The 19,787-nt window shown below is 62.8% G+C and carries 22 protein-coding genes; 7 read left to right on the top strand and 15 right to left on the bottom strand.

From position 1 onward, the window contains the following. Window positions 1-233: 233 nt before the first annotated feature. Window positions 234-689, bottom strand: coding sequence for a Cu(I)-responsive transcriptional regulator (gene cueR, locus FS320_RS16465; RefSeq protein WP_152712931.1), 456 nt, complete (start codon window positions 687-689; stop codon window positions 234-236). Beyond that, window positions 686-3,211 (bottom strand): heavy metal translocating P-type ATPase, encoded by a 2,526-nt coding sequence (locus tag FS320_RS16460; protein ID WP_152712930.1) that lies wholly within the window; start codon window positions 3,209-3,211, stop codon window positions 686-688. The genes cueR and FS320_RS16460 overlap by 4 nt, the downstream gene beginning before the upstream one ends. A 251-nt stretch (window positions 3,212-3,462) precedes the next feature. On the opposite strand from FS320_RS16460, the gene FS320_RS16455 reads away from it, so the two are divergent. Both FS320_RS16455 and FS320_RS16450 read left to right on the top strand, forming a co-directional pair. Beyond that, a complete protein-coding gene (locus FS320_RS16455) occupies window positions 3,463-4,272 on the top strand; it encodes an endonuclease/exonuclease/phosphatase family protein (RefSeq protein ID WP_152712929.1) in 810 nt (269 codons plus the stop codon). Between the two features lie 158 nt (window positions 4,273-4,430). Then, on the top strand, window positions 4,431-5,228 hold the full coding sequence (locus tag FS320_RS16450) for a glycosyltransferase family 2 protein (protein ID WP_152712928.1): 798 nt from the start codon (window positions 4,431-4,433) through the stop codon (window positions 5,226-5,228). 14 nt (window positions 5,229-5,242) lie between these two features. Here the strand turns inward: FS320_RS16450 and FS320_RS16445 are convergent, their stop codons facing one another. After that, complete coding sequence (locus tag FS320_RS16445) at window positions 5,243-5,596, bottom strand: Rid family hydrolase (RefSeq protein WP_162003027.1); 354 nt, start codon at window positions 5,594-5,596, stop codon at window positions 5,243-5,245. Between the two features lie 142 nt (window positions 5,597-5,738). Further along, window positions 5,739-6,830, bottom strand: coding sequence for a C45 family autoproteolytic acyltransferase/hydrolase (locus tag FS320_RS16440; RefSeq protein WP_152712926.1), 1,092 nt, complete (start codon window positions 6,828-6,830; stop codon window positions 5,739-5,741). 226 nt (window positions 6,831-7,056) lie between these two features. Here FS320_RS16440 and FS320_RS16435 point away from each other — a divergent pair, with 226 nt between their 5' ends. Beyond that, entirely contained in the window at window positions 7,057-7,833 is a 777-nt protein-coding gene (locus FS320_RS16435; protein ID WP_152712925.1) for an SDR family NAD(P)-dependent oxidoreductase, read from the top strand. Window positions 7,834-7,870: 37 nt separating this feature from the next. Continuing rightward, entirely contained in the window at window positions 7,871-8,611 is a 741-nt protein-coding gene (locus tag FS320_RS16430; RefSeq protein ID WP_152712924.1) for an SDR family oxidoreductase, read from the top strand. A gap of 196 nt (window positions 8,612-8,807) precedes the next feature. Here FS320_RS16430 and FS320_RS16425 read toward each other — a convergent pair whose 3' ends face one another. From FS320_RS16425 to FS320_RS16410, 4 genes are all read right to left on the bottom strand, one after another. After that, window positions 8,808-9,179 (bottom strand): response regulator, encoded by a 372-nt coding sequence (locus tag FS320_RS16425; protein WP_152712923.1) that lies wholly within the window; start codon window positions 9,177-9,179, stop codon window positions 8,808-8,810. A 36-nt stretch (window positions 9,180-9,215) separates the two neighbouring features. Beyond that, entirely contained in the window at window positions 9,216-10,667 is a 1,452-nt protein-coding gene (locus FS320_RS16420) for a DUF7125 family protein (RefSeq protein ID WP_162003026.1), read from the bottom strand. 255 nt (window positions 10,668-10,922) lie between these two features. Continuing rightward, complete coding sequence (locus FS320_RS16415; RefSeq protein WP_152712922.1) at window positions 10,923-11,198, bottom strand: cyclic nucleotide-binding domain-containing protein; 276 nt, start codon at window positions 11,196-11,198, stop codon at window positions 10,923-10,925. A gap of 30 nt (window positions 11,199-11,228) precedes the next feature. Then, window positions 11,229-11,489: a DUF6894 family protein gene (locus FS320_RS16410; RefSeq protein WP_152712921.1), complete on the bottom strand. Its 261-nt coding sequence runs from the start codon at window positions 11,487-11,489 to the stop codon at window positions 11,229-11,231. A 148-nt stretch (window positions 11,490-11,637) separates the two neighbouring features. Here FS320_RS16410 and FS320_RS16405 point away from each other — a divergent pair, with 148 nt between their 5' ends. The 3 genes from FS320_RS16405 (at window position 11,638) to FS320_RS16395 (ending at window position 13,198) form a co-directional block, all read left to right on the top strand. Further along, a complete protein-coding gene (locus FS320_RS16405) occupies window positions 11,638-12,375 on the top strand; it encodes a Crp/Fnr family transcriptional regulator (protein ID WP_152712920.1) in 738 nt (245 codons plus the stop codon). A 45-nt stretch (window positions 12,376-12,420) separates the two neighbouring features. Continuing rightward, entirely contained in the window at window positions 12,421-12,549 is a 129-nt protein-coding gene (locus tag FS320_RS16400; RefSeq protein ID WP_152712919.1) for a DUF2934 domain-containing protein, read from the top strand. A 436-nt stretch (window positions 12,550-12,985) separates the two neighbouring features. After that, window positions 12,986-13,198: a hypothetical protein gene (locus FS320_RS16395; protein WP_152712918.1), complete on the top strand. Its 213-nt coding sequence runs from the start codon at window positions 12,986-12,988 to the stop codon at window positions 13,196-13,198. 23 nt (window positions 13,199-13,221) lie between these two features. Here the strand turns inward: FS320_RS16395 and FS320_RS16390 are convergent, their stop codons facing one another. The 7 genes from FS320_RS16390 to FS320_RS16360 all read right to left on the bottom strand — a co-directional run. Then, window positions 13,222-13,692 (bottom strand): hypothetical protein, encoded by a 471-nt coding sequence (locus tag FS320_RS16390; RefSeq protein WP_152712917.1) that lies wholly within the window; start codon window positions 13,690-13,692, stop codon window positions 13,222-13,224. A gap of 190 nt (window positions 13,693-13,882) precedes the next feature. Continuing rightward, on the bottom strand, window positions 13,883-15,520 hold the full coding sequence (locus tag FS320_RS16385) for a hypothetical protein (protein WP_152712916.1): 1,638 nt from the start codon (window positions 15,518-15,520) through the stop codon (window positions 13,883-13,885). A 16-nt stretch (window positions 15,521-15,536) separates the two neighbouring features. Next, window positions 15,537-16,280, bottom strand: a complete 744-nt coding sequence (locus tag FS320_RS16380) for an SDR family oxidoreductase (RefSeq protein ID WP_162866285.1) — start codon at window positions 16,278-16,280, stop codon at window positions 15,537-15,539. After that, entirely contained in the window at window positions 16,280-17,614 is a 1,335-nt protein-coding gene (locus tag FS320_RS16375; RefSeq protein ID WP_152712914.1) for an FAD-binding oxidoreductase, read from the bottom strand. Before FS320_RS16375 ends, FS320_RS16380 begins: the two co-directional genes overlap by 1 nt. After that, the gene (locus FS320_RS16370; protein WP_152712913.1) at window positions 17,611-18,006 is read right to left on the bottom strand and encodes a GtrA family protein; all 396 of its coding nucleotides are present in this window, start codon (window positions 18,004-18,006) and stop codon (window positions 17,611-17,613) included. Before FS320_RS16370 ends, FS320_RS16375 begins: the two co-directional genes overlap by 4 nt. 9 nt (window positions 18,007-18,015) lie before the next feature. After that, complete coding sequence (locus FS320_RS16365; RefSeq protein ID WP_162003028.1) at window positions 18,016-19,452, bottom strand: UbiA family prenyltransferase; 1,437 nt, start codon at window positions 19,450-19,452, stop codon at window positions 18,016-18,018. 159 nt (window positions 19,453-19,611) lie between these two features. Beyond that, the coding region (locus FS320_RS16360; protein ID WP_192926244.1) for a transposase at window positions 19,612-19,787 on the bottom strand (176 nt) is incomplete at its 5' end.

Genomic DNA, 19,787 nt, shown 5'->3' with positions numbered 1-19,787 from the left:
TAAACCGACCCTGACACCCACCCCGTCATCCCCGGGCTTGTCCCGGGGATCCCGATCCGAAGAGCGCGGCGTTCCACACAATCGAGATGGCCGGCACAAGGCCGGCCATGACGTCGAGGGTGTGACCAAGCCCGGTGATCCCGATCGGTGAGGCGCTGCGCTTCAGACCATCGAGACGGCCACGACGGAAGAGAGGATCACGTCTGAAGCTTGCCTACGGCCGGTGAGCCCGTTCAACGGGCCGCAGCCTTTCCCAAAGCGCCGAACTTCGCATCCGGCTTCACCGGAGGAGCCGCCGCGTCGTCGTTCGCCAGTTCCTCGATGATCGGACAATGGGGACGGGCGTCGCCATGACAATTCCTGGCGAGGTGCTTCAGGGTCGAAGCCATCTCCTGCAGTTCACGGATCTTGCGCTCGAGCATGCCCACATGGTCGAGCGCAATGGCCTTCACGTCCTTGCTCGCCCGCTCGCGATCCTGCCAGAGGGAGACGAGATCCGCGATCTGCTCGACCGAAAAGCCGAGGTCCCGCGACCGGCGGATGAAGCGCAGGGTATGTACGTCGTGATCCGAATAGACCCGGTATCCCGATTCCGTGCGCACGGTCTTCGGGATCAGCCCGATGGACTCGTAATAGCGGATCATCTTGGCCGAAACGCCCGAGGCCGATGCTGCCTGTCCGATGTTCATGCGACACCTTCGACCGTTTGAGTGTGAGGCGCTGCCTGCGCCGATGCGATGGGAGCCTTGAAGCGGCGCAGGCGCAGGGCATTGCCGAGAACGAACACGCTGGACAGCGCCATGGCGCCGGCCGCGAAGATCGGCGAGAGCAGGGTGCCGTTGACAGGATAGAGCACACCCGCCGCGACCGGTATCAGCAGCACGTTATAGGCGAAGGCCCAGAACAGGTTCTGCTGGATGTTGCGGATGGTCGCCTTCGAGAGGGCGATGGCATTGACCACGCCGCGCACATCGCCCGACATGAGCACCACGTCGGCGCTCTCGATGGCGATGTCCGTGCCCGTGCCGATGGCGATGCCGATATCGGCTTCCGCCAGCGCAGGAGCGTCGTTGATGCCATCGCCCACGAAGGCGATTTTGCCGTGCGACTGGCGCAGGCGCTTGACGACCGCCACCTTGCCGTCGGGCAGAACCTCGGCCGCCACCTCGTCGATCCCGATCCGTTTCGCGATGGCCTCGGCGGTCTTGCGGTTGTCGCCGGTGATCAGGGCGACCTTCAACCCGAGCGCATGCAGAGCCGCGACGGCTTCCGGGGTCGAAGGCTTGATCGGATCGGCAACGGCAACGATGGCCGCGAGTTTGCCGTCGATGGCGGCATAGAGCGGGCTCTTGCCCTCGGCGCCCAGACGGGCCGCACTGTCGGCGAAGGTGGAAACGGTCAGACCGAGCTTCGTCATGAAGCGGTCCGCCCCCACATCGACCTTCCGTCCCTCGACCATGGCCGAAACGCCGAAGCCGGGTACCGCCTCGAAGCTGTCGGTGGAGGGCAGGTCCAGTCCCCGCCGCTCGGCGGCCGCGGCGATGGCCTGTGCGATGGGGTGTTCGGAGCGGGTTTCCACGGCAGCGACGAGCCGCAAGGTCTCGGCTTCGGAGAAGCCGGAGGCCGCCACGAAATCCGTCAGTTCGGGACGTCCCTGGGTCAGGGTGCCGGTCTTGTCCAAAGCGACGACGCCGACCTCCTTGAGGCTCTGCAGGGCTTCGCCCTGGCGGAAGAGCACGCCGAGCTCCGCCGCCCGGCCCGTGCCAATTATGATCGAGGTGGGGGTCGCCAGACCCATGGCGCAGGGACAGGCGATGATCAGCACTGCGACCGCATTGACCAGCGCGAAGGTGAGAGCCGGATCGGGACCGAGGACGAGCCAGACCAGGAAGGTGAGGAAAGCTGCCGCCATGACGGCAGGCACGAACCAGGCGGTCACCTTGTCGACGAGCGCCTGGATCGGCAGCTTCGACCCTTGAGCCTGCTCGACCATGCGGATGATCTGGGCCAGCACCGTATCGGCGCCGATGCGGGTGGCGCGGAAGGTGAAGCTGCCGGTCCTGTTGATGGTACCGCCTACCACTTCCCTACCTTGAGACTTCTGCACCGGAACCGGTTCGCCGGTGATCATGGATTCATCGACGAAGGAAGAACCTTCCACCACTTCACCATCGACCGGAATCCTCTCGCCGGGGCGCACCTGGACGAGATCGCCGGCCAAGACCTGGTCGAGGGGGATTTCCTGGGCCTCGCCGTCGCGTACAACGCGGGCGGTCTTAGCCTGCAGCCCCACGAGGCGCTTGATCGCCTCCGAGGTCCGTCCCTTGGCTTTTGCTTCGAGATAGCGACCCAGCAGGATCAGGGTCACGATGACGGCCGCCGCCTCGTAATAGACGTTGTCCATGCCCTCGGGCAGGAGGCCCGGGAGGAAGGTCGCCACCACCGAATAGGCATAGGCGGCGCTCGTACCGAGAACGACCAGCGAGTTCATGTCCGGCGACGCACGGAGGAGGGCAGGGACGCCCTTCCGGAAGAAGCGCAGTCCGGGCCCGAACAGGACGAGGGTGGTGAGGGCGAACTGCAGATACCAGCTGTTGCTATGCCCAAGCGTCCCCATCACCCAGTCATGGACGGCGGGAATGAAATGGGACCCCATTTCCAGAGCGAACACCGGCAGGGTAAGGATCGCCGCAATGAGCACGGAGCGCCACAGGCCGGCGATCTCGGTAGCCCGAGCCTCTCGCTCGCCGTCAGCCTGACCATCCACGCGTTGGACCGGCTTTGCCTCATAGCCCGTCTGTTCGACCGCGCCGATCAGGCGGTCCACGATGTCCGCGTTGCCGAGATAGCGGATGGAGGCCCGCTCAGTGGCAAGATTGACCGATGCATTCTCCACCCCGGGAACGCGCCCGAGCGCCTTCTCGACCCGATTGACGCAGGAGGCGCAGGTCATCCCATCGATCTTCAACTCGATCGTGTTCTCGAAGGGCTCGTAGCCTGCAGCCCGAATGGCATCCGCGACGGCCGCAGGGTTGGCCTCGGAAGGGGCGAATTCCACATACGCCCGTTCGGTCGCCAGGTTGACGTTTGCAGCCGCAACGCCCTCCACCGAGCGGATCGCCTTCTCCACGCGGCCGACGCAGGAGGCACAGGTCATGCCCTGAATGGGAATGTCGATGCTGTCGATAGGGGCGGGCATGCCGGCAGCCATGGTGAATCTCCTGATCCTCATATGGGAAGAGGGTGTAATCCTTCCAATCATGGGAAGGTCAAGCGGGTGAGGAAAGTACTTCGGGGAGGTTCGGATCCGACGGGTCCGAGGGCTCGCCTTGGGGAACCATGCTCGAGCCTGGGTCATTGATCCGACACGTTTGCCGCTTAGGTGGCGAGGACGATTTCCTGCTTGTGCCGAATGACGCGGTGCCTTTACCTGTAACGAACGAATTGAGCCGGTACTGACCTTTGAAGCATAGCGACAAACAGGGGCAAACCCTTCGGATCCTCACCTACAATGTCCATCGCTGGCTCGGCACCGACAGGCAGATCTCACCGCACCGCATAGCGGACGTCATCGCGTCCTGTGGCCCGGACGTCGTCGCGCTGCAGGAGGTTCGCGTCGGCCGCGCGCGGGCAGGGGAGATCGATCAGGCCGCCGCCGTGGCGTCCAGGCTCGGCATGGATCTGCATTTCCAGCCCACGATCCGCATCCTGGGCGAGCAATACGGCATTGCCGTTCTGACCCGCCACTCCTCCAGAATCGTGAGGTCGGAGCGGCTCCCCACGCAATCGACACGGCCCTCCTTCGAGAAGCGCAGCGCCCTCTGGGTCGCCGTCGAGGTCGATGGCCAGACGATCCACGTCGTCAACGCTCACCTGTCGCTGCGCTCCGGCGAGAGGCGGGCGCAGGCCGCTGCTCTGATCGGGCCGGATTGGGTCGGCCATCCGGATTGCGCCGATCCGGCCGTGCTGCTTGGCGATTTCAATGCGCCGCCGTACTCACGGTCCTACCGGCTGATCGCAAACCGGATGCAGGATGCCCAGCTCTCCAATTCCTTTGGCGAGCCTCAACCGACATTTCATACGAGAGCACCCGTTCTGCGTCTCGATCATGTCTTCGTGACGAAATCCATCGAAGTGGTCGATGCCGGGCCGGTTCGGAACCCTCTGACCCGGGTGGCATCCGATCATTTTCCGCTCCTGGCAGAGCTGCGCGTACGCAAGAGGCTCGGGGTTTCTACGGGAAGCCAAGCCCGTGAGGGCGAACTCCTCTGACAAGCTTTCCCGCCGGTTCATGCGACGGGTCTGCAAGCGAGAGCTGGTCACGCGATTGCGGAACCGGCCTTAGTGGGCGCAGGACGACTGCACCACAGCCCATGAAGAGTCCCAAAGCCCTTGCCATGGAACTTCAGGGCGGCTAGGCACCCGTTGCCATGGTTCCTGTTTCCGTTTTCATCATTGCCAAGAACGAGGCCGACCGGATCGGAGCGACCATCCGCGCCATCCGGGGGCTGACGGACGATCTCGTCGTGGTCGATTCAGGCTCGACGGACGGAACCCAGGCGGTGGCCCAGGAACTCGGCGCCCGGGTGATCTTCAATCCCTGGCCCGGCTACGGGCTCCAGAAGCGCTTCGCGGAAGATCAGTGCCGGCACGGATGGCTGTTGAACCTCGATGCGGACGAGGAGGTTTCTCCGGAACTGCTGGCCGAGATGCGTGCGCTGTTCGCCCATGGAGAGCCATCCTGCCAAGCCTATGGGATCCGTATCGCCGAGACCTATCCGGGAGAGAGCGCTCCCCATCTCCTGGCCTACCGGATCGCGCCTGTGCGGCTCTATCGCCGAGACGCCGGCCGATATTCCTCCTCGCTTGTCCACGACCGGGTCGACCTGAAGCCGGGAACCAAAGTCGGCAAGCTCAAGGGGCTCGTGCATCACCGGTCCGTGCGCTCCCTCGGCGACCAGCTCGCCAAGCTTAACAGCTACGCCGATCAGCAGGCCGTCGACCTCGAGGTGAGGGGCATCTCGATCCCCACATGGCGCGTCTATTTCGAATTTCCCGCCGCATTCCTGAAGGCTTATTTCGGACGACTGCACTTTCTGCGCGGCACCTACGGCTTCCTCATCGCCATGAACTACGCCACGTGGCGTCACCTGCGCCTGGCAAAGCACTATGAGCGCAAGCGCCTGGGAGCACTCGCAAAATCGACCGCCCGGACGGAGCGGGCTTAAGCGGGGCTGCAGGATCAGAGGGCGGCGATGACCTGGATCTCGAGCTGGTAATCCGGGTTGGCCAGCCTCGCCTCGACACAGGCGCGCGCCGGAGCCTGCCCAGGAGCCACCCAAGTGTCCCAGACCGTGTTCATCTCGTCATAGAAGGCGATGTCTGCCAGCCAGATCGTCGCCTGCAGCAGCTTGGATTTGTCGCTGCCGATCTCGACGAGGGACTGCTCGATCTGCCCGAGGATATCCCGGGTCTGTTCCGAAACCGAAAGGCCCAGGGTCGTCTCGGGCACGTAGCCCGAGAAATAGGCCGTTCCGTCATGGATCACGAGGTCGCTGTAGCGTGCGGCAATGCCGATCCGTCGGATGTCTGTCACGATACCGCTCTCCTCATATCCGAGCACCATTCCGGCTCCTACCACAGGTCAGGCCCTTGGCGACAGCCGGAAGGCCTGCCTCCGGATCGGCCTGAGTTTGGCTGGATAGGGCACCATCCGCACTCGATCGTCCCCGTGGAGGTCACCCAGCCGGTCCTTCCTGGGCGGCCGAGCTCCACCCAAGCTGCTCCCACTGTTCCGACGTCGGCAGGCCGGGACAGAAGTGAGCCCGAGGTGATGGGGTCAGCTCGAAGATCACGGAGCCGAACGTTGTGCTGTTCCGCTCGCGGGTTTGGGTCTTGCAGATTGGCACCGACCGATCGGCCAGCACGCGCCTAATGTCGGCTATTTGCCGGATCGATGCGCTTTGCTCGTTCAGGAACTCAAGGCGCCGTTTGGAGTCGGCGATGCTGCCACGCTGCTCCAGGGCGGCCTCGGCGACAGGATCGATCTCATGGTTTGCCAAGGGATGGTTGGTGTGGATGAGGGCTGACTCTGAGGCGGGCGGGCTCAGAGTTTTGCCGGTCGCCGAGCATTCGAGGCCCATGACGCCGCCGGGATCACCCACCGCATAATGCTGGCCGCTCGCGTGCGACACCGATTGCAGGAAGGCCAAGGCAGCATCGCGCCGCTCATGACGCAAAGCCCCTCGGATCACAGCCGTGACCGGCAGGCCGCTGCGGCTGTGCCGGAGCATGAGAAGCGTGTTGACGCAGAGCCCCATGCCAGCCCGGTTGACGCCGGTCAGGCCCAGCAGGCCCGCGGCAGACAACACCAACTCCTCCGGCTGTCCCGGCGCTTGGATCCGGAGCACCACCTGGCCGCCATCCATGTAGGCGGGAAGGTCCATGTTCTGCCCCAGGAGAACGGCCCCCGTGCCCTGATCGGCAAAGGCGACGACACTGCATCCGGGTTCCGCGTTCGGGGTTCGCTCCAGATCGTACCACCATTGCTCATCCATCAGGTTGTAGGCGGCAACCTGATCAAACGGCACGCCGGCGCCATCGGCAATGCCACGCATTTCCTCGACAAGGTCCGGGAGCCGGGTCTCAATCGCGGCGAGGAGCGCGGTGTCCGACAGAAAAGCCGAGACGTAGCGCGTGATCGGGATCCCTGCGGCGCCGGCGGTTGCATCAGCCCAGCGCTGGAGCCCGTCGCGGATCAAACCTCGTGCCACCTCTCCATGCATGCGCCCCCGGCTGCGGCCATCGCCCGTGCACTCAATCACAATCATCGTTTCAACCTCCAGACCGCGGCTTTTCCCCGAATCTTTTATGACATTGGCGGCCGAGCGACCCGTGTCAGGAAGCCCCACCCGCTCCTGTGCGAGTCTGCCACCGTGCCCGGGCTTATAGTGCTTGTGGCCAATCTGTCTTGCGGCAAACCGGCGTATGCCCCGTGGGAACAACTCCAGCTCGGGCTGCTTCTCCGATGAACCTCTCACCTCACGGAACGGTCCCATGCCAAAGCTCCAGGACAAGATTGCAGTCATCACCGGGTCCGACTCAGGGATGGGGCAAGCCATGGCCGAGGAGTTCGCCAAGGAGGGCGCTCATGTTACCGTCATCTTCCACACGGACGAGGCGGGAGCTCAGGAAACACGCAGGCGGGTTGAGGCTACAGGGCAACGCTCATTTGTTCAGCAGGCCGATGTGTGCGACGAAGCAAGTGTCTCGGCCCTGTTCGAAGCGGTGGAGCGCGAACTCGGAACTCCCGACATCCTCGTCAACAATGCCGGCGTAGGCTCCAGCGGCTCAACAGTCGCCGAGACGAAGACTGAAGAGTTTGACAAGGTGATCAGGACGGATCTCTACGGTCCGTTCTTCTGCTGCCGGGAGTTCATCCGCCGTCGCAAGGCCGCTGGTCCCGGCGGAAAGATATTGAACATCACCTCTGTGCACGAGGCCATCCCAAGCCCGATGAACGCCGCCTACGGGGCCGCCAAAGGCGGACTCCTGACGTTCACCCGCAGCCTCGCGCTCGAACTCGCGCCAGAGCGGATCAACGTGAACGCCATCGCGCCCGGTCTGATCAGGACTCCCATGACGATAAAGCGCACGGACGATCCCGAGAAGCGGCGGGAGGAGATGCCGAACATTCCATGGAACCGGCCGGGCGAGCCGCGGGAGATTGCAAAGCTCGCCCTTTATCTCGTCTCCGAAGATGCCGACTACGTCACCGGACAGAGCTTCACGATCGACGGTGGCCTTGAGATGAACTGGGGCCAGGGCGCTTGAGACAGGGGACCGGCCCGGCACAGACTGGAGGATGTCGATGAGCCCCGACATCGCAGGCAAGGTCGTCGTTATCACAGGCGCCAGCAGCGGAATCGGCGAGGCCACGGCCCGGCTCCTGACCAGCATGGACGCGCATGTGGTGCTCGGGGCACGTCGGCAGGAGCGCCTGGAGGCGATTGCCGCCGAGATCCGGGCCGAGGGAGGTCGGGTGGAGATCGCCGCGACGGACGTGGCCCGGCGCGATCAGGTGGAGGCGCTGGTCAGGACGGCCGAGACCGCCTTCGGGAGGCTGGACGTGATGATCAACAATGCCGGGCTGATGCCCCTGTCCCGGCTCGATCAGACCAGGGTGGAAGATTGGGAGCGCATGATCGACATCAACCTGAAGGGCGTGCTCTATGGCATGGCCGCGGCGCTTCCGATCATGCAGCGCCAGCGGAGCGGTCACATCATCAACATCGCTTCGACCGCAGGACTGCGGGTCCGTCCCACCATGGCGGTGTACTCCGCGACCAAGTTTGCCGTGCGGGCCATCTCCGAAGGGCTGCGGCAGGAAGCGACGCCCTACAACATCCGCAGCACGATCATCTCGCCAGGGCCTACTCAAACCGATCTGCCGAGCAGCGTCACGGATGAAGCCGCAGCGGCGGCGACCCGGGAGCAACATGCACTGGCGATTCCTGCGCTGTCGGTGGCCCAGGCTATCGCCTTTGCGATCAGCCAGCCTGCGGAGGTGGATGTGAATGAGATCGTTCTTCGCCCGACGGCGATTTCCTGATCGTCGATACCCGGCCCGGCTTCGACATGGAAGCCGCTGATTCAGGATCGACCGAAGTCGGGGCCGAGCGCCATTCCCTGCCAGGACTCCACGTTGCCAGAGACCGATACCGACGTGCCCCGCAGCCGGCATTTGCCCTGATTGCAGTGCGGTCTGTTCGGGCTTTGGTTCGGAATGCTGCGTGCTGATAAGGAACTCATGAGCGTGACGGGTTGCCAATAATCTCCCTGACCATGGCGACGACTGCCTCGATCCTGAAAGGCTTGTCATAGACGGCTACAAATAAATCCGGGTAGCCACGGGCAATCGCTCCTTGCGCCCCGCTCAACAGAATGACCGGGATCTGGGCCCAACCGGGGTTGGCTTTGATCGCCTGGGCGAGCTCCAGCCCGTTCATCAGCGGCATCATGAAGTCGGTTACCACAAGTGCCGGCGTTTCCCTGTCCAGGATCTCCAGGGCTTTCCGGCCGTTCGAGGCTGTCAGCACCCGAAAGCCGTCCTCCTCCAGGACATCAACGAGAATGTCCGTAATGAGGAACTCGTCGTCGACTACGAGGATGGTGGTCATTCTCCGGCCCTGCTCCCGCTCAGACAACGTGTAGTTTCATGAGCGGGTCCCATCATTGGTCCGGGCGGTGCCTGCCAGCACTTGCTCCGACTCGGCGAAGGATCGGGGGAGGGTGACACCTCGGTCGCTGATGGCGAACTCCCGGAAGGACGGATCGAACGCACTGTCGCGTACCTTCATGATCGAGATCAGGCGGCGGAGTTGGGCGTGCTGGTCCACGAAGCGCAAGGTGATCAGGTTGTCGATCACGCTGGAGATCTCAGGCGTCGGGGCCTGGATCTGCCGACTGAACAGGTCGGTCAGCTCCCAGGTGCCGAGCGTCGTGACGTTCAGGGCGCGCAGCTCGTTCGTCAGCGCGGTGAAGAAGTCGACCAGGCGCGAGGGATCGATCGCGGCTCGTTCAAACCCGCCAAACCCGTCGATGAACAGCCGCTTCACGCCACGGCGGTGCACCGCGTCAAGAAGCTTGTGGGCAAGCCCATCCAGCAGGTTTTCCGTTGAAGGCTGCCACAGGATTTCGAGGGCCCCGGAGGCGAGCGGCCGATCGAGATCAAGCCCGATGGAGCGCGCCTTGAGCTTCAGGCGCTCCGGTGTTTCGTAGAACCCGAAGTGAAGCGCAGGCTCGTCGGGAGTGGACCGGGCAAGGAAGTTCAGCCCCAGGGTGGTCTTGCCGGTCCCCGAAGCACCGATCGCCAGCGTGCCGGAGCCCTGTTGCAGCCCGCCTCCGATCATCGCGTCGAGATCGGCAATGCCCGAGGTGGTTCGGGCCATCGTGGGGCTGTCCGGCACGGAGGGCCAGCCGAGAACCGCTTCGAGCCGCGGGTAGATCACCACACCCCGGTCCAGGATCTCGAACTGATGGTGGCCGTGCAGAGCCTTCACGCCCCTGGACTTGCGGATCTGGAGGCGGCGCACCGAGCGGACGCCGACAAGCTCTTCCTTGAGCTGGATCACGCCGTCGACCATCGTGTGCTCCGGGCTGGACTCGTCGACCTGCGCGCTGGTGAGAAAGACCACGGTGCAGCCGGCAAAAGCCGCATGCCCCTGCAACTCGGCGATGAAGGTCTTCACATCCAGGTTGCTCTCCGCCTTCTCACGGGCATTGAGAAGCCCATCGAGGATCAGCAGCGTCGACTTCTTGCGTGCAATCTCCTGGCGCAGGAGCTTGACGACCGCGGTCAGGCCCTCGTCCCGCAAGGTCGTGAAGGCGCTCACATAATCGATGCCGTTGCCCAGCCGCTCCGGGTCGAAGAACGTCAGGGTGGAGAGGTTCTCGAACAACCGCTCGTGGGACTCGGCGAGCAGTGTCACGTAAAGGATGTGCTGACCGAATGCGGCCTGATGGAAGGCGATCTGGTTGGACAGGATAGTCTTGCCGGCGCCGGGAGGACCCTGGATGATGTAGGACGAGCCGGCGACCAGGCCGCCACGCAGCACCACATCAAGGCCTTCCACACCCGTCTCAACGCGGGTCAGCTCATGGGGCACGGTTCAAGCTCCTTGAAGACGCTGTCCCAAAGGAATGGCTCGCCAGGGGACGCGACGCGGGAGGGGACAGAGAAACCTATCGCAGCATTATGCTCTCTTGATCCAGGAGTCCAAGCCAATCGGCGTCTGTGTGGATGGGGATCGATCATCTGCCGAAGGTTCGGACCGGCGTTCCTGACTTCGCTCAGACGCTCGAACGTAATGCGTGAGGCCGTGCCGGACATCTGCGCCACAAAGCGCCGGAACACCCCGACCTCAACGGTGTCGCCATCCCTTGACGATGGAGACGATGGCCTCATGCGGGAAGTAGTGTCGTGAACGATAACCCCCCATTCCGTAGAGCACCTGACCGCGCCTGAGATCGATAACTTCAAGTTGGGGCTTGAGCAGTGCAAAATCCTCGGGCTCCAGAGCGGCCCGGAGCCGGTTCGTGCGAGGATCTGCTTTCGGAGCATGGGGAATGACGACATCATCACCCCCGTTCACATGACACGGATGAGAGCGGATCGTCTCAGCGGGGCCGGTTCCCATAGGCACTTCCGTGAATGACGCGATTTGATTTTACGCGCGCGGAGGTTGTGGCGGCGGGTCGACCCGGTCGACTGCCAACGAAACCTTGATGGTCAGCACCCGGTGGCGGTGTTCGTTCCTGACCTCGACTGTGACCTCACGGCTGTTGCCGTGCGGCAGCCGGTCCCGTCCGATCTCAGCCGCCATGCAGGCCGCCTCGTGCTCGGCAGCACCCAGGCTGTCGAACTCGGTTCCCTCGTCATCGGGAGCGAAGCGCCCTCCCTCCCGCACGTCGAAATAAAAGCGAGGCATGTGGTTCAACGAGGGACGCTGCTTGGCGTTCCAATGCCTTGCTCTCACCGCATTAACCTATGATAATCTCGGGATTGTCAGCATGCGATCCTGTAGCGCTGACGACTGAGAGACCTGCGCTCCCGCCTGCTCACCAGGGGAGACTGTCTTGGACGCCATTCACTACACCGCCGCGTTGGTTCGCAAGCTGGAGAGCATCGCTACACTCACGGCTGAGGAGAAGGCCGCCCTGCTGCGCCTGCCGCTGCGGCTGAAAACCGTCGCGGCACGCCAGGATATCGTCCGTGAAGGCGAGACCTCCTCCGAGTGCTGCCTCCTGGTTGAGGGCTTCGCCTGCCGCTACAGCCTCACCGCCGAGGGCAAACGCCAGATCCTGTCGTTCCACATCAGTGGCGACATTCTCGATCTTCAGACTCTGCACCTGGAGACGATGGATCACAGCTTGGCCACGCTGGTCCCCTCCATCCTCGCCTTCATCCAGCCTGACGACCTGCGCACCTTGATGCTTAGCCACCCCAATCTCGGCGACCTGCTCTGGCGCGACACTCTCATCGATGCGGCAGTCTTTCGACAATGGATGGTGGGGCTCGGGCGGCGCAACGCTTATGGTCGGATCGCGCACGTTTTGTGCGAGCTGCTGGTGCGGCTGCGGGCCGTCGAGTTGGTGGAGGACCATGCCTTCACTCTGCCGGTGACCCAGGCGGAGCTGGGCGATGCGTTTGGGCTCTCGACGGTGCATGTCAATCGGGTGCTCCAGGATCTCCGGGGCGACGGCCTGATCACCCTGCACGGAGGCTCCCTGAAGGTGCTGAACTGGCAGGGGTTGAAGAAGGCCGGCGAGTTCGATCCGACCTATCTGCATCTGGTGAAGAAGGAGGCGCTCTGACCGGGATCAGAGTTTTCGTCAGCGATCCTCGACTGGAGGCGAGCCATGGACGGTCGCGCAGAGAAGATCCGGGTGAGAACCTATGAGGTCTGGGAGCGTCAGGGCCGCAGTGGCAATCCGGAGGATCTCTGGCTTGAGGCAGAGCATGAGCTAGGGTTCACCATGGGTCCATAAAAGCGCCATCGGAATTACCGCTCGTCCTTTAGCGTCCGCGAGGCATTGTTCTCGTCTTCACTGATCCGTTCGAGTTCACGGTTCAGATCGGCCACGGACTGGCCCAAGGCTTGCGAGCGAGCAATCTCGGCACGTGATCCCTCAATCGCCCGATTGGCTTGATCGATGGTTTCATTGAGAGAGCTGCGTCCCTGTTCGGACTTGCTGTCAGGGGGATATGGCTGATCAGGAGTCATAGCTGACGGGACTTCAAAAGAAGATCGTATCATCAAGCTTACATAGTGCGGCACAGCTAAGCGCAAACCTATGTTAACGTTACGGTGCGGCTTGTTATCCCCTCTATAAATAATGCTGATTTCGTCATGATGATTGGAGGATTTGCAGGAACAGGCAAGTTTCTTCTAAACACAACATGGATCAATGACAGTGCTTCATTATGGTCCTCGATCGGCAGCGGCTGGTGGCGGTGCTGGTTCACCTCTCGGACGACCATGAGGTGGAGCCGGGGCACTGCTACCTGGAGGCCGGCTTTGGCCGGATCGATGGAGCAAGCCACCCCACCTTCGCCAGCCTCGACACCGCCCAGGACTGGATCGCACAGCGTCTTCTCATTGCGGGACGATGCGAGACAAAAAAGCTCCCTCGCTGACGATTGCCAACGAGGGAGCAGGGTCAGAATTTGACCTCGAGTCCAGGGAGGAACGTGCCTTGCGACACATTTCCAAGATAGTCCGCCAGAGGTGAACTCCCATCACTTAAGTTAAACGTGACAAGAGCAATCGTACGAACTCGGTTCGGCACGATGACCCCCGCCGAACTTCCGACGGCTGCTTGTTGTTTGAGGAGAGCTTGAGCCATCAGGGTGCAGCCATGGCGCGCTACTGTTTCCATGCCTACAGCGGGATCTGCTTTGCGCAGGATTTCGAGGTCCAGGATCTGCCCAGTCTCGAAGCCGCCCGTGGTGCGGCTCGGCATGTCGCCGACCATTTCTGGGTCTATCTGCCCCGTCACCTGCGGCAGGAGAGCCTGACGATCGAGATCGAAGAAGAGGCAGGTCAGGGATACGCGTCCGTGTGTTTCCCAGGAAGGGAACGGCGCTGAGACGCTCCATCGGGCACGCACCCGCTGCTGAACGGTGCGCATCTCATGACTGCCTCACGCCGATCATAGGTAAATGGCGGAGCCCCTCCGGTCGGCCACCGGCAGGACCAGCTCGATAGCTTGCATCCGCGGTCGAAGCCCGGCGTATGAGAGGCGAAGGATTGCGCCGGACCGGACCGGCCGTGCCGTAGCAGCCCTATTCCGGCACCACATCCTGATCGAAGTCGCCAGTCTATCCGCCGCTGTGCGGAAGGTTGTCCTGCCGCTTGTCCGGATCCGAGCCGGAGGACCGGCTCACCGTTTCGGAAGACGGCTCCCGGAGCACGTAGACGTTCCAGTCCGCCGTCTCGCGTGCGAGCTTGAAATGCTCGTCGAGATACTCGCCATAGAGCCGTTGAAGGCCTTCGGCGGTGGAGAACTCGATTGGCCATTTCGGTACCATGACCACATGCACGTCGCGCAGGAGCGTCTGGGCTGGCAAGTGGTTGTCTTCGTTGACCGTGCGTCCCCAATGATGCCACGTGCCGTCGCCATGGGGGGACCTGAGGCCAAGACCGGCCGAGAACGGACCCACGAAGTCGAGCACAAACACATGGTCCGCTCTCCATTCGAGGCTCGAAAGCGCGTGTGCGCCATCTTCCAGGCTTGCCAGATAGCGGCTGAAAATCGGGTACTCGCCCTCGCTCCATAACTTCACGAGCCGGATCCGGTCGAAGTTCGCTAACGGCACGGCCTGTCCCTGTTTGAGTAACGCGAGACCTGCATGAAGGCTCAGGGCCGCAGCATTGTGGATCATAGCCGGCAGCAGAAGGGCCAAAAGAAGAAGCTGGGCACCCGCCGTGACGGATGCGCGATGCTCGTCCGCTTCGAGAGCGTCCTTCCGGGCGGCTGTTTCCACAGCCACGGCCGCTCCGGCCACCAGCGTGACGATGCCCCAGTTCTGAAAGTTCTGCGTCATGAGCACGTAGCCGGAGCTTGCGCAGAAGCCAAGGAAAAGGGCATCGCGGAGGCTCCTCGTGCGCCAGAGCGCCAGAGCGGTGAAGATCGCGAACAGGACATAATCGGCAAGATTCTTGAAGAGCACCGTAGCCAGTTCATCGAGGATGTCGACGCTGCCGCTCACTCGACCGGCGAGCAGAAGGTCCGCGATGTGGTTTGCTGTCCCGCCCCAGAAAAGCTCAATCACCAGCCCAGCAAGGAAGACGATAGCGAATGCCGCCGCTGCCCAGCCGCGCTGGCGGGAATCGAGCAGCATCAGGGCCAGAAAGCCCAATCCCACTAAGCCATAGCTGATTTTGATGTACAGCATCAGGAGGATCAGGAAGGCCGCGCATAGAGTATCGATCCACTGATGATGACGGCGAGAATGCTCGGGCCGAAGATACATAACCAGCAGCAGCCCGAGCGCGGACCACCCGATCCGGTTGTAGAACATGGCGAAGGAGAGGGCTTCGATGCTCTCGCTCAGGTTGATCGGAACTGCTGCGACCAAGATCAGATAGGTCCCGAGCGGAATGGCGATGGCCGGCCTGAGGCGCGAACTGACGATATACGCGGCAGCCGACGCGAGTGCGAGCACCAGGAGGGCCATTCCGGTCGGCATGGCGCCACCGAAGTTGCCCGAAAGCCAGTATCCTGCGGCCGGCGCATAATAGACGAGCGGTCCCAGGGCTGTATGGAAATCGCGGTTGGGCACCTGGCCTTCCGCGATGCGGTGAACTCCGTCGAGGAAGAGGAAAAGGTCATTCAGGTAGTTCGTCGTAACCGTCTCGCCTGGAACGGCAAGCAGAAGGGCGCAGACAGCACCGAGCGCGAGCAGGAGCAGACCCGTCGATCGCGTCCGTACCGCTCCCATCGACATCGTACTCATTCTCCACAGACCAGAGTCAGAGCTTCAAGCGCTTGAAGATCGTTTCGGGAATGCCGCCGATCACCATCATCACCGGCTGCCAGATGCGTCGGACATAGATCACGTCTCTGCCGCCCTTTTCGGCCGCGTTGAAGATCGCTCGACCGACCTCGTCAGGTTCTGCCGTCAGCACGGGAGGCAGCTTCATGCCCGCCGTCATCTGTGTACGCACGAAGCCCGGCTTCACCGTGATCACCCGCAGGCCCTTGGGCGCGAGCCGGTTGCGCAGACCGGACAGGAAAGTGGTGAAGCCCGCTTTCGCTGCGCCGTAGAGATAATTCGATGCGCGCCCGCGATCACCGGCCACGGAACTGACACCCACGATGGTGCCGGATCCGCGCGCGAGAAAGTGCTCGGCAATCGCCCCAAGGAGGAGAGCCGGGCCCTCGAAGTTGGTGCGCACAAGCAGTGTTGCGTGGGCCAGATCGCTCTGTCCCCGCACTTGGTCGCCGAGCTCGCCGACGACGCACACGGCCGTGTCGGGCGGCTGGGGCAGGTTGTCGAGGAAGCTCCCGAAACGATCCGTCTGGAGAATGTCCAGGCCATGGGTCGTGACCTCCGCTCCGGTGCGGGCCGCGATGTCCTCGGCATTGCGACGGGCTTCCTCCTCATTCCGCGCAGAGAGCAGAATCCGCCACCCGGCCTTGGCGTAGCAGAGCGCCGTGGCCCGGCCGATGTCGGAGGTGCCGCCGATGAGGAGAAGGGTTTTGGAGAGCGCCATCAAATACCGAGCCTTGTCGACAGACGTGAAGAAATCCGGCCTGCTGCCCCGATGCTTCGCCGGATGTCCCGGAAGTGCGAAAGGCCGGGGTAGCCGGCCTCGAAGGTCTCAGGCGATTGCCGCGCGTCCTTGGCGAGATAGAGCCGACCTCCGGCTTCGACCACCGATCGGTCGAGGTCGTCGAGCAGGGGAAACATATCGTCACCGACGGGCAGATCGAGAGTCAGCGTGAAGCCTTCGAGAGGAAACGAGAGACCGCCGTGGCTCGGCCCCAGCTGCTTCAGAACAGCCAGAAAGGATGCTGTGCCGCGATGGGAGACCCGCTCAAGGATCGTGCCGAGCACGCCCTGAGCCTTCGCCGTCGGGATCACGCATTGGTACTGGAGGAAGCCCCGGCGGCCATAGATGCGGTTCCAGTCGCCGATTCCGTCGAGAGGAAAGAAGTAGGGATCCCAATGCACAAGATGGGGATACCCGGCTTTCATCGCGCCGATGCGGTAGTACATCTCATTGAACGCGGAAACCGACAGCCTGTTAAGGGTGAATGACGGGAGATCGACCGGTACGGAAAGCCGTCCGGGCCGGGAGGAGGGGAAGGGCTCCGCGCCGGGTCGAAGGCTCTCCAGATCCTGGTGAGTGGCATGTTCGGCGGCAAAGATCAGCGAACGCCCGAGCGAAGCACCGCGGGCCAAGCAGTCGATCCAGGCAACTGAATAGGTGGCCGTTCCGGCTTCGTGCAGGACGCGTAGCGCGTCGTCGAGATTAGTCGCGACGGTGGTCTTCTGCCGCATCCACCCCGTCTCGACAGGGCGGAGGCGGATGGACGCCTCGAGGATCGTGCCGGTGAGGCCCATCCCCCCGATGGTGGCCATCAGAAGTTCAGGGTTTTTGTCCCGAGAACACTTGATTGTGCTGCCGTCAGGCAAGGCGAGCATGAGTTCCTCGACGTGCTCGCCAAAGCCCCCATTCCTGTGATGGTTCTTGCCATGCACGTCCGAAGCGATCATGCCGCCGATGGTGACGAACTTCGTGCCCGGTACGACGGGTGGAAAGAAGCCCCGGGGCGTCACGACAGACAGGAGATCCGCGAGAAGGACACCGGCTTCCAGTCGGATGCGGCCTGTCGACGGATCAAAGGCCCGGATGCGGTCCAGCCCTAAGGTCGTGAGCGTCGTCGTCTCGCCGATGGCCGCATCGCCATAGGCGCGCCCGTTCCCGCGCGCCACAAGGCCCGAACAGGACGCCATGAGTGCAGGTATGGCTGCAGGCGTTGAAGGGCCGATCACCTGCGATGGGTGGCTGGGGTATCGCCCCCAGCCGGCGAGTTCCATCATGCCTGGCGCTCCTTGAAAACGAAGGCTCGGTCAAGCACAAATTTCGCAGCATAACCGATTGCGAGCCCAATCACAGCGCCAGTATACTTGGCGAAATCTGTACGCCAGATGACCCAGAAAGCTACCTCGAAGCTCCAGAAGACCAGGGTGGTGAACACGCTGAAGACACCGTAGAGGGTGATCTTCTGCAATTCCCGTCGATGACCGCTGTAACCGTCGTCAAACACCCATTTCTTGTCGAGCAGGTATTTCAATATGAAGCCCGTCGCAGTGCCCATGAGGATCGACAGGGCGAGCGGAGACAAGGGGGCGACACGGACCACAGCCTCTTGGGTTGCGAGGTTGACAAGCGTTGCGATGCCCGCAAACACCACATAACGGATGAACATCATCGCCAGGCTCTAAATCGCGGCGAAGAGCAGGGTAGCGGTTGCCGCAATGGTCATGAGGCTTGTTCTGTCCTTGATGGCGAAGACCACGGGGTCGTCATCCATCTGCCTCCGGCTGGCGAGCATCATGGCGCGGGAAATCCAGAACAGGAGAAGGGGGCCGACCAACCAGAGGATGCGAGGGTGGCTGTAGAGCTGCTTCACAGCAGGGCTGGAGATGTAGAGCGTGAAGATCGTGACGGCATTAAACCCTGCTGCCGCCGCCAGCGCCGCCACGATGTCGAGATCGCTATTCCGATAGTCGCGGCTGGTCGGATCGGGCAAGTTCGCATCCCGTCGGGCGGCGAGTTCCACATAGCGCTTGATGAGTGCCAATGACATGAAGATCATCATGCAGAAGGCCAGAAGCCACTCCGAAACCACAATGCTCGTGGCTACGGCTCCGCCGATCACCCGTACTGAGTAGAGTGCTGCCAGAGTGATCACATCGACGACCATCGTTCGTTTGAGGGCAAACGAATAGGCCGTCGTCAGAGCGAAGTAGCCGAGCAGAACGCCGAGGAAGGGCAGCGAGATGGCAGATCCGACGGCGAGCGCACCCAGGAAGAGAATCGGGATTGCGGCCATCCCGTGCTTGAGAGGGATCGCCCCGCAGGCTAGGGGGCGCTTGCATTTACTGCGGTGGCCGCGATCGTCCTGCAGATCCACCAGATCGTTGAGGATGTAGATGCTCGAGGCGCAAAGCGAAAAGGCGATAAAGGCCAGAACAGCGTTCGCAAAACCCTGCAGGGTGAAGAGGTGCGAGGTTATCAGGGGCAGAAAGACCAAGGCGTTCTTGGCGTATTGATGCACCCGTAGCATCTTTGCCCAGGTTCGCCAGTTGGGAAGGCTGCAGGGCAGATTTTCCACCTCTTCGGCAGCACGGAGGGCGAGCTTCTTCCTGACCCCGGCTGGAGCACGTATGGCGATGACCGTTGCAGCTTTCTCCCAGACCGGCAGGTCGGCGGCATCGTTGCCGATATAGTCGAAGCCGCGCTCGCCGAACGTCGTGACGAGCTGTTCGGCCTTCCGGATGCCGGCCAGGTTGGTGGTCTCGTCAGAAGCGAACCAGCCGTCGAACACCCCCAAATGGTCGGCTACGCTCTCTACCAGCCGGCGGTTGCTGGCCGAGGCGAGGTAGACAGACCGCCCGCCGGCGCGGGCCTTGCGGATCGCTTCAAGCACTTCCGGATCGTAGGGCAGGGTAGCCGGATCGAAGGCTGAAGGTGCAGCCAAGCGGTGCTTCAGAGCGGCCTTGCCACGAGAGAGGGCAGCCAGCATCTTGACCAGGGAATGAGGGTGCCGCCCCAGTTCCGAAAATGCGGTCTCGATCAGCAGGTCAGAGGCGATGAGTGTTCCATCAAGATCCACCACGAGAGGGCGAGGGTTTCTGCTTCCGGGCGTTTGGATCTCTAGCCGTTCCTATTCACCAGAGTTTGTTTCGGGGCCTATTTGGTAGCGCGGGCGTGCCGATCCGCTGCGTTTCTTTCACCGCGGCAAGGTCTGGAACGTGGGGAACGCGTTGGCAGGGACGGGATGGGATGACCGGGGCGATGGCAGCCCCGGCGCTCAGGGCGAGGCCGCCCGGGGCTGGGGTGCCAGAGCGCTCGCAAGACGGCGGACGAGATCCGCTTCCGGACAGCACGAGGCAAAGGCCAGTCGGATGCGGCTGGTGGTTTCCTGCACCCGCACGGCGATCTTGAGCAGGCGCAACCGCAGCGTTGCGAACTCCGCCCGGGCGAGAT

The sequence above is a fragment of the Microvirga tunisiensis genome (genome assembly GCF_009296175.1).
Lineage (GTDB): Bacteria > Pseudomonadota > Alphaproteobacteria > Rhizobiales > Beijerinckiaceae > Microvirga > Microvirga tunisiensis.
The sequence above is the reverse complement of the archived record's forward strand: the minus strand, read 5'-3'. Positions and strand labels throughout refer to the sequence as shown.

Coding starts and splice junctions, on each gene's coding strand:
- FS320_RS16435 (WP_152712925.1), top strand. CDS start 7,057: ATGCCAAAGCTCCAGGACAAGATTGCAGTCATCACCGGGTCCGACTCA.
- FS320_RS16440 (WP_152712926.1), bottom strand. CDS start 6,830: ATGATTGTGATTGAGTGCACGGGCGATGGCCGCAGCCGGGGGCGCATG.
- cueR (WP_152712931.1), bottom strand. CDS start 689: ATGAACATCGGACAGGCAGCATCGGCCTCGGGCGTTTCGGCCAAGATG.
- FS320_RS16425 (WP_152712923.1), bottom strand. CDS start 9,179: ATGACCACCATCCTCGTAGTCGACGACGAGTTCCTCATTACGGACATT.
- FS320_RS16395 (WP_152712918.1), top strand. CDS start 12,986: ATGGTCCTCGATCGGCAGCGGCTGGTGGCGGTGCTGGTTCACCTCTCG.
- FS320_RS16385 (WP_152712916.1), bottom strand. CDS start 15,520: ATGAGTACGATGTCGATGGGAGCGGTACGGACGCGATCGACGGGTCTG.
- FS320_RS16390 (WP_152712917.1), bottom strand. CDS start 13,692: ATGCGCACCGTTCAGCAGCGGGTGCGTGCCCGATGGAGCGTCTCAGCG.
- FS320_RS16400 (WP_152712919.1), top strand. CDS start 12,421: ATGGACGGTCGCGCAGAGAAGATCCGGGTGAGAACCTATGAGGTCTGG.
- FS320_RS16460 (WP_152712930.1), bottom strand. CDS start 3,211: ATGGCTGCCGGCATGCCCGCCCCTATCGACAGCATCGACATTCCCATT.
- FS320_RS16375 (WP_152712914.1), bottom strand. CDS start 17,614: ATGATGGAACTCGCCGGCTGGGGGCGATACCCCAGCCACCCATCGCAG.
- FS320_RS16370 (WP_152712913.1), bottom strand. CDS start 18,006: ATGATGTTCATCCGTTATGTGGTGTTTGCGGGCATCGCAACGCTTGTC.
- FS320_RS16410 (WP_152712921.1), bottom strand. CDS start 11,489: ATGCCTCGCTTTTATTTCGACGTGCGGGAGGGAGGGCGCTTCGCTCCC.
- FS320_RS16430 (WP_152712924.1), top strand. CDS start 7,871: ATGAGCCCCGACATCGCAGGCAAGGTCGTCGTTATCACAGGCGCCAGC.
- FS320_RS16415 (WP_152712922.1), bottom strand. CDS start 11,198: ATGGGAACCGGCCCCGCTGAGACGATCCGCTCTCATCCGTGTCATGTG.
- FS320_RS16450 (WP_152712928.1), top strand. CDS start 4,431: ATGGTTCCTGTTTCCGTTTTCATCATTGCCAAGAACGAGGCCGACCGG.
- FS320_RS16380 (WP_162866285.1), bottom strand. CDS start 16,280: ATGGCGCTCTCCAAAACCCTTCTCCTCATCGGCGGCACCTCCGACATC.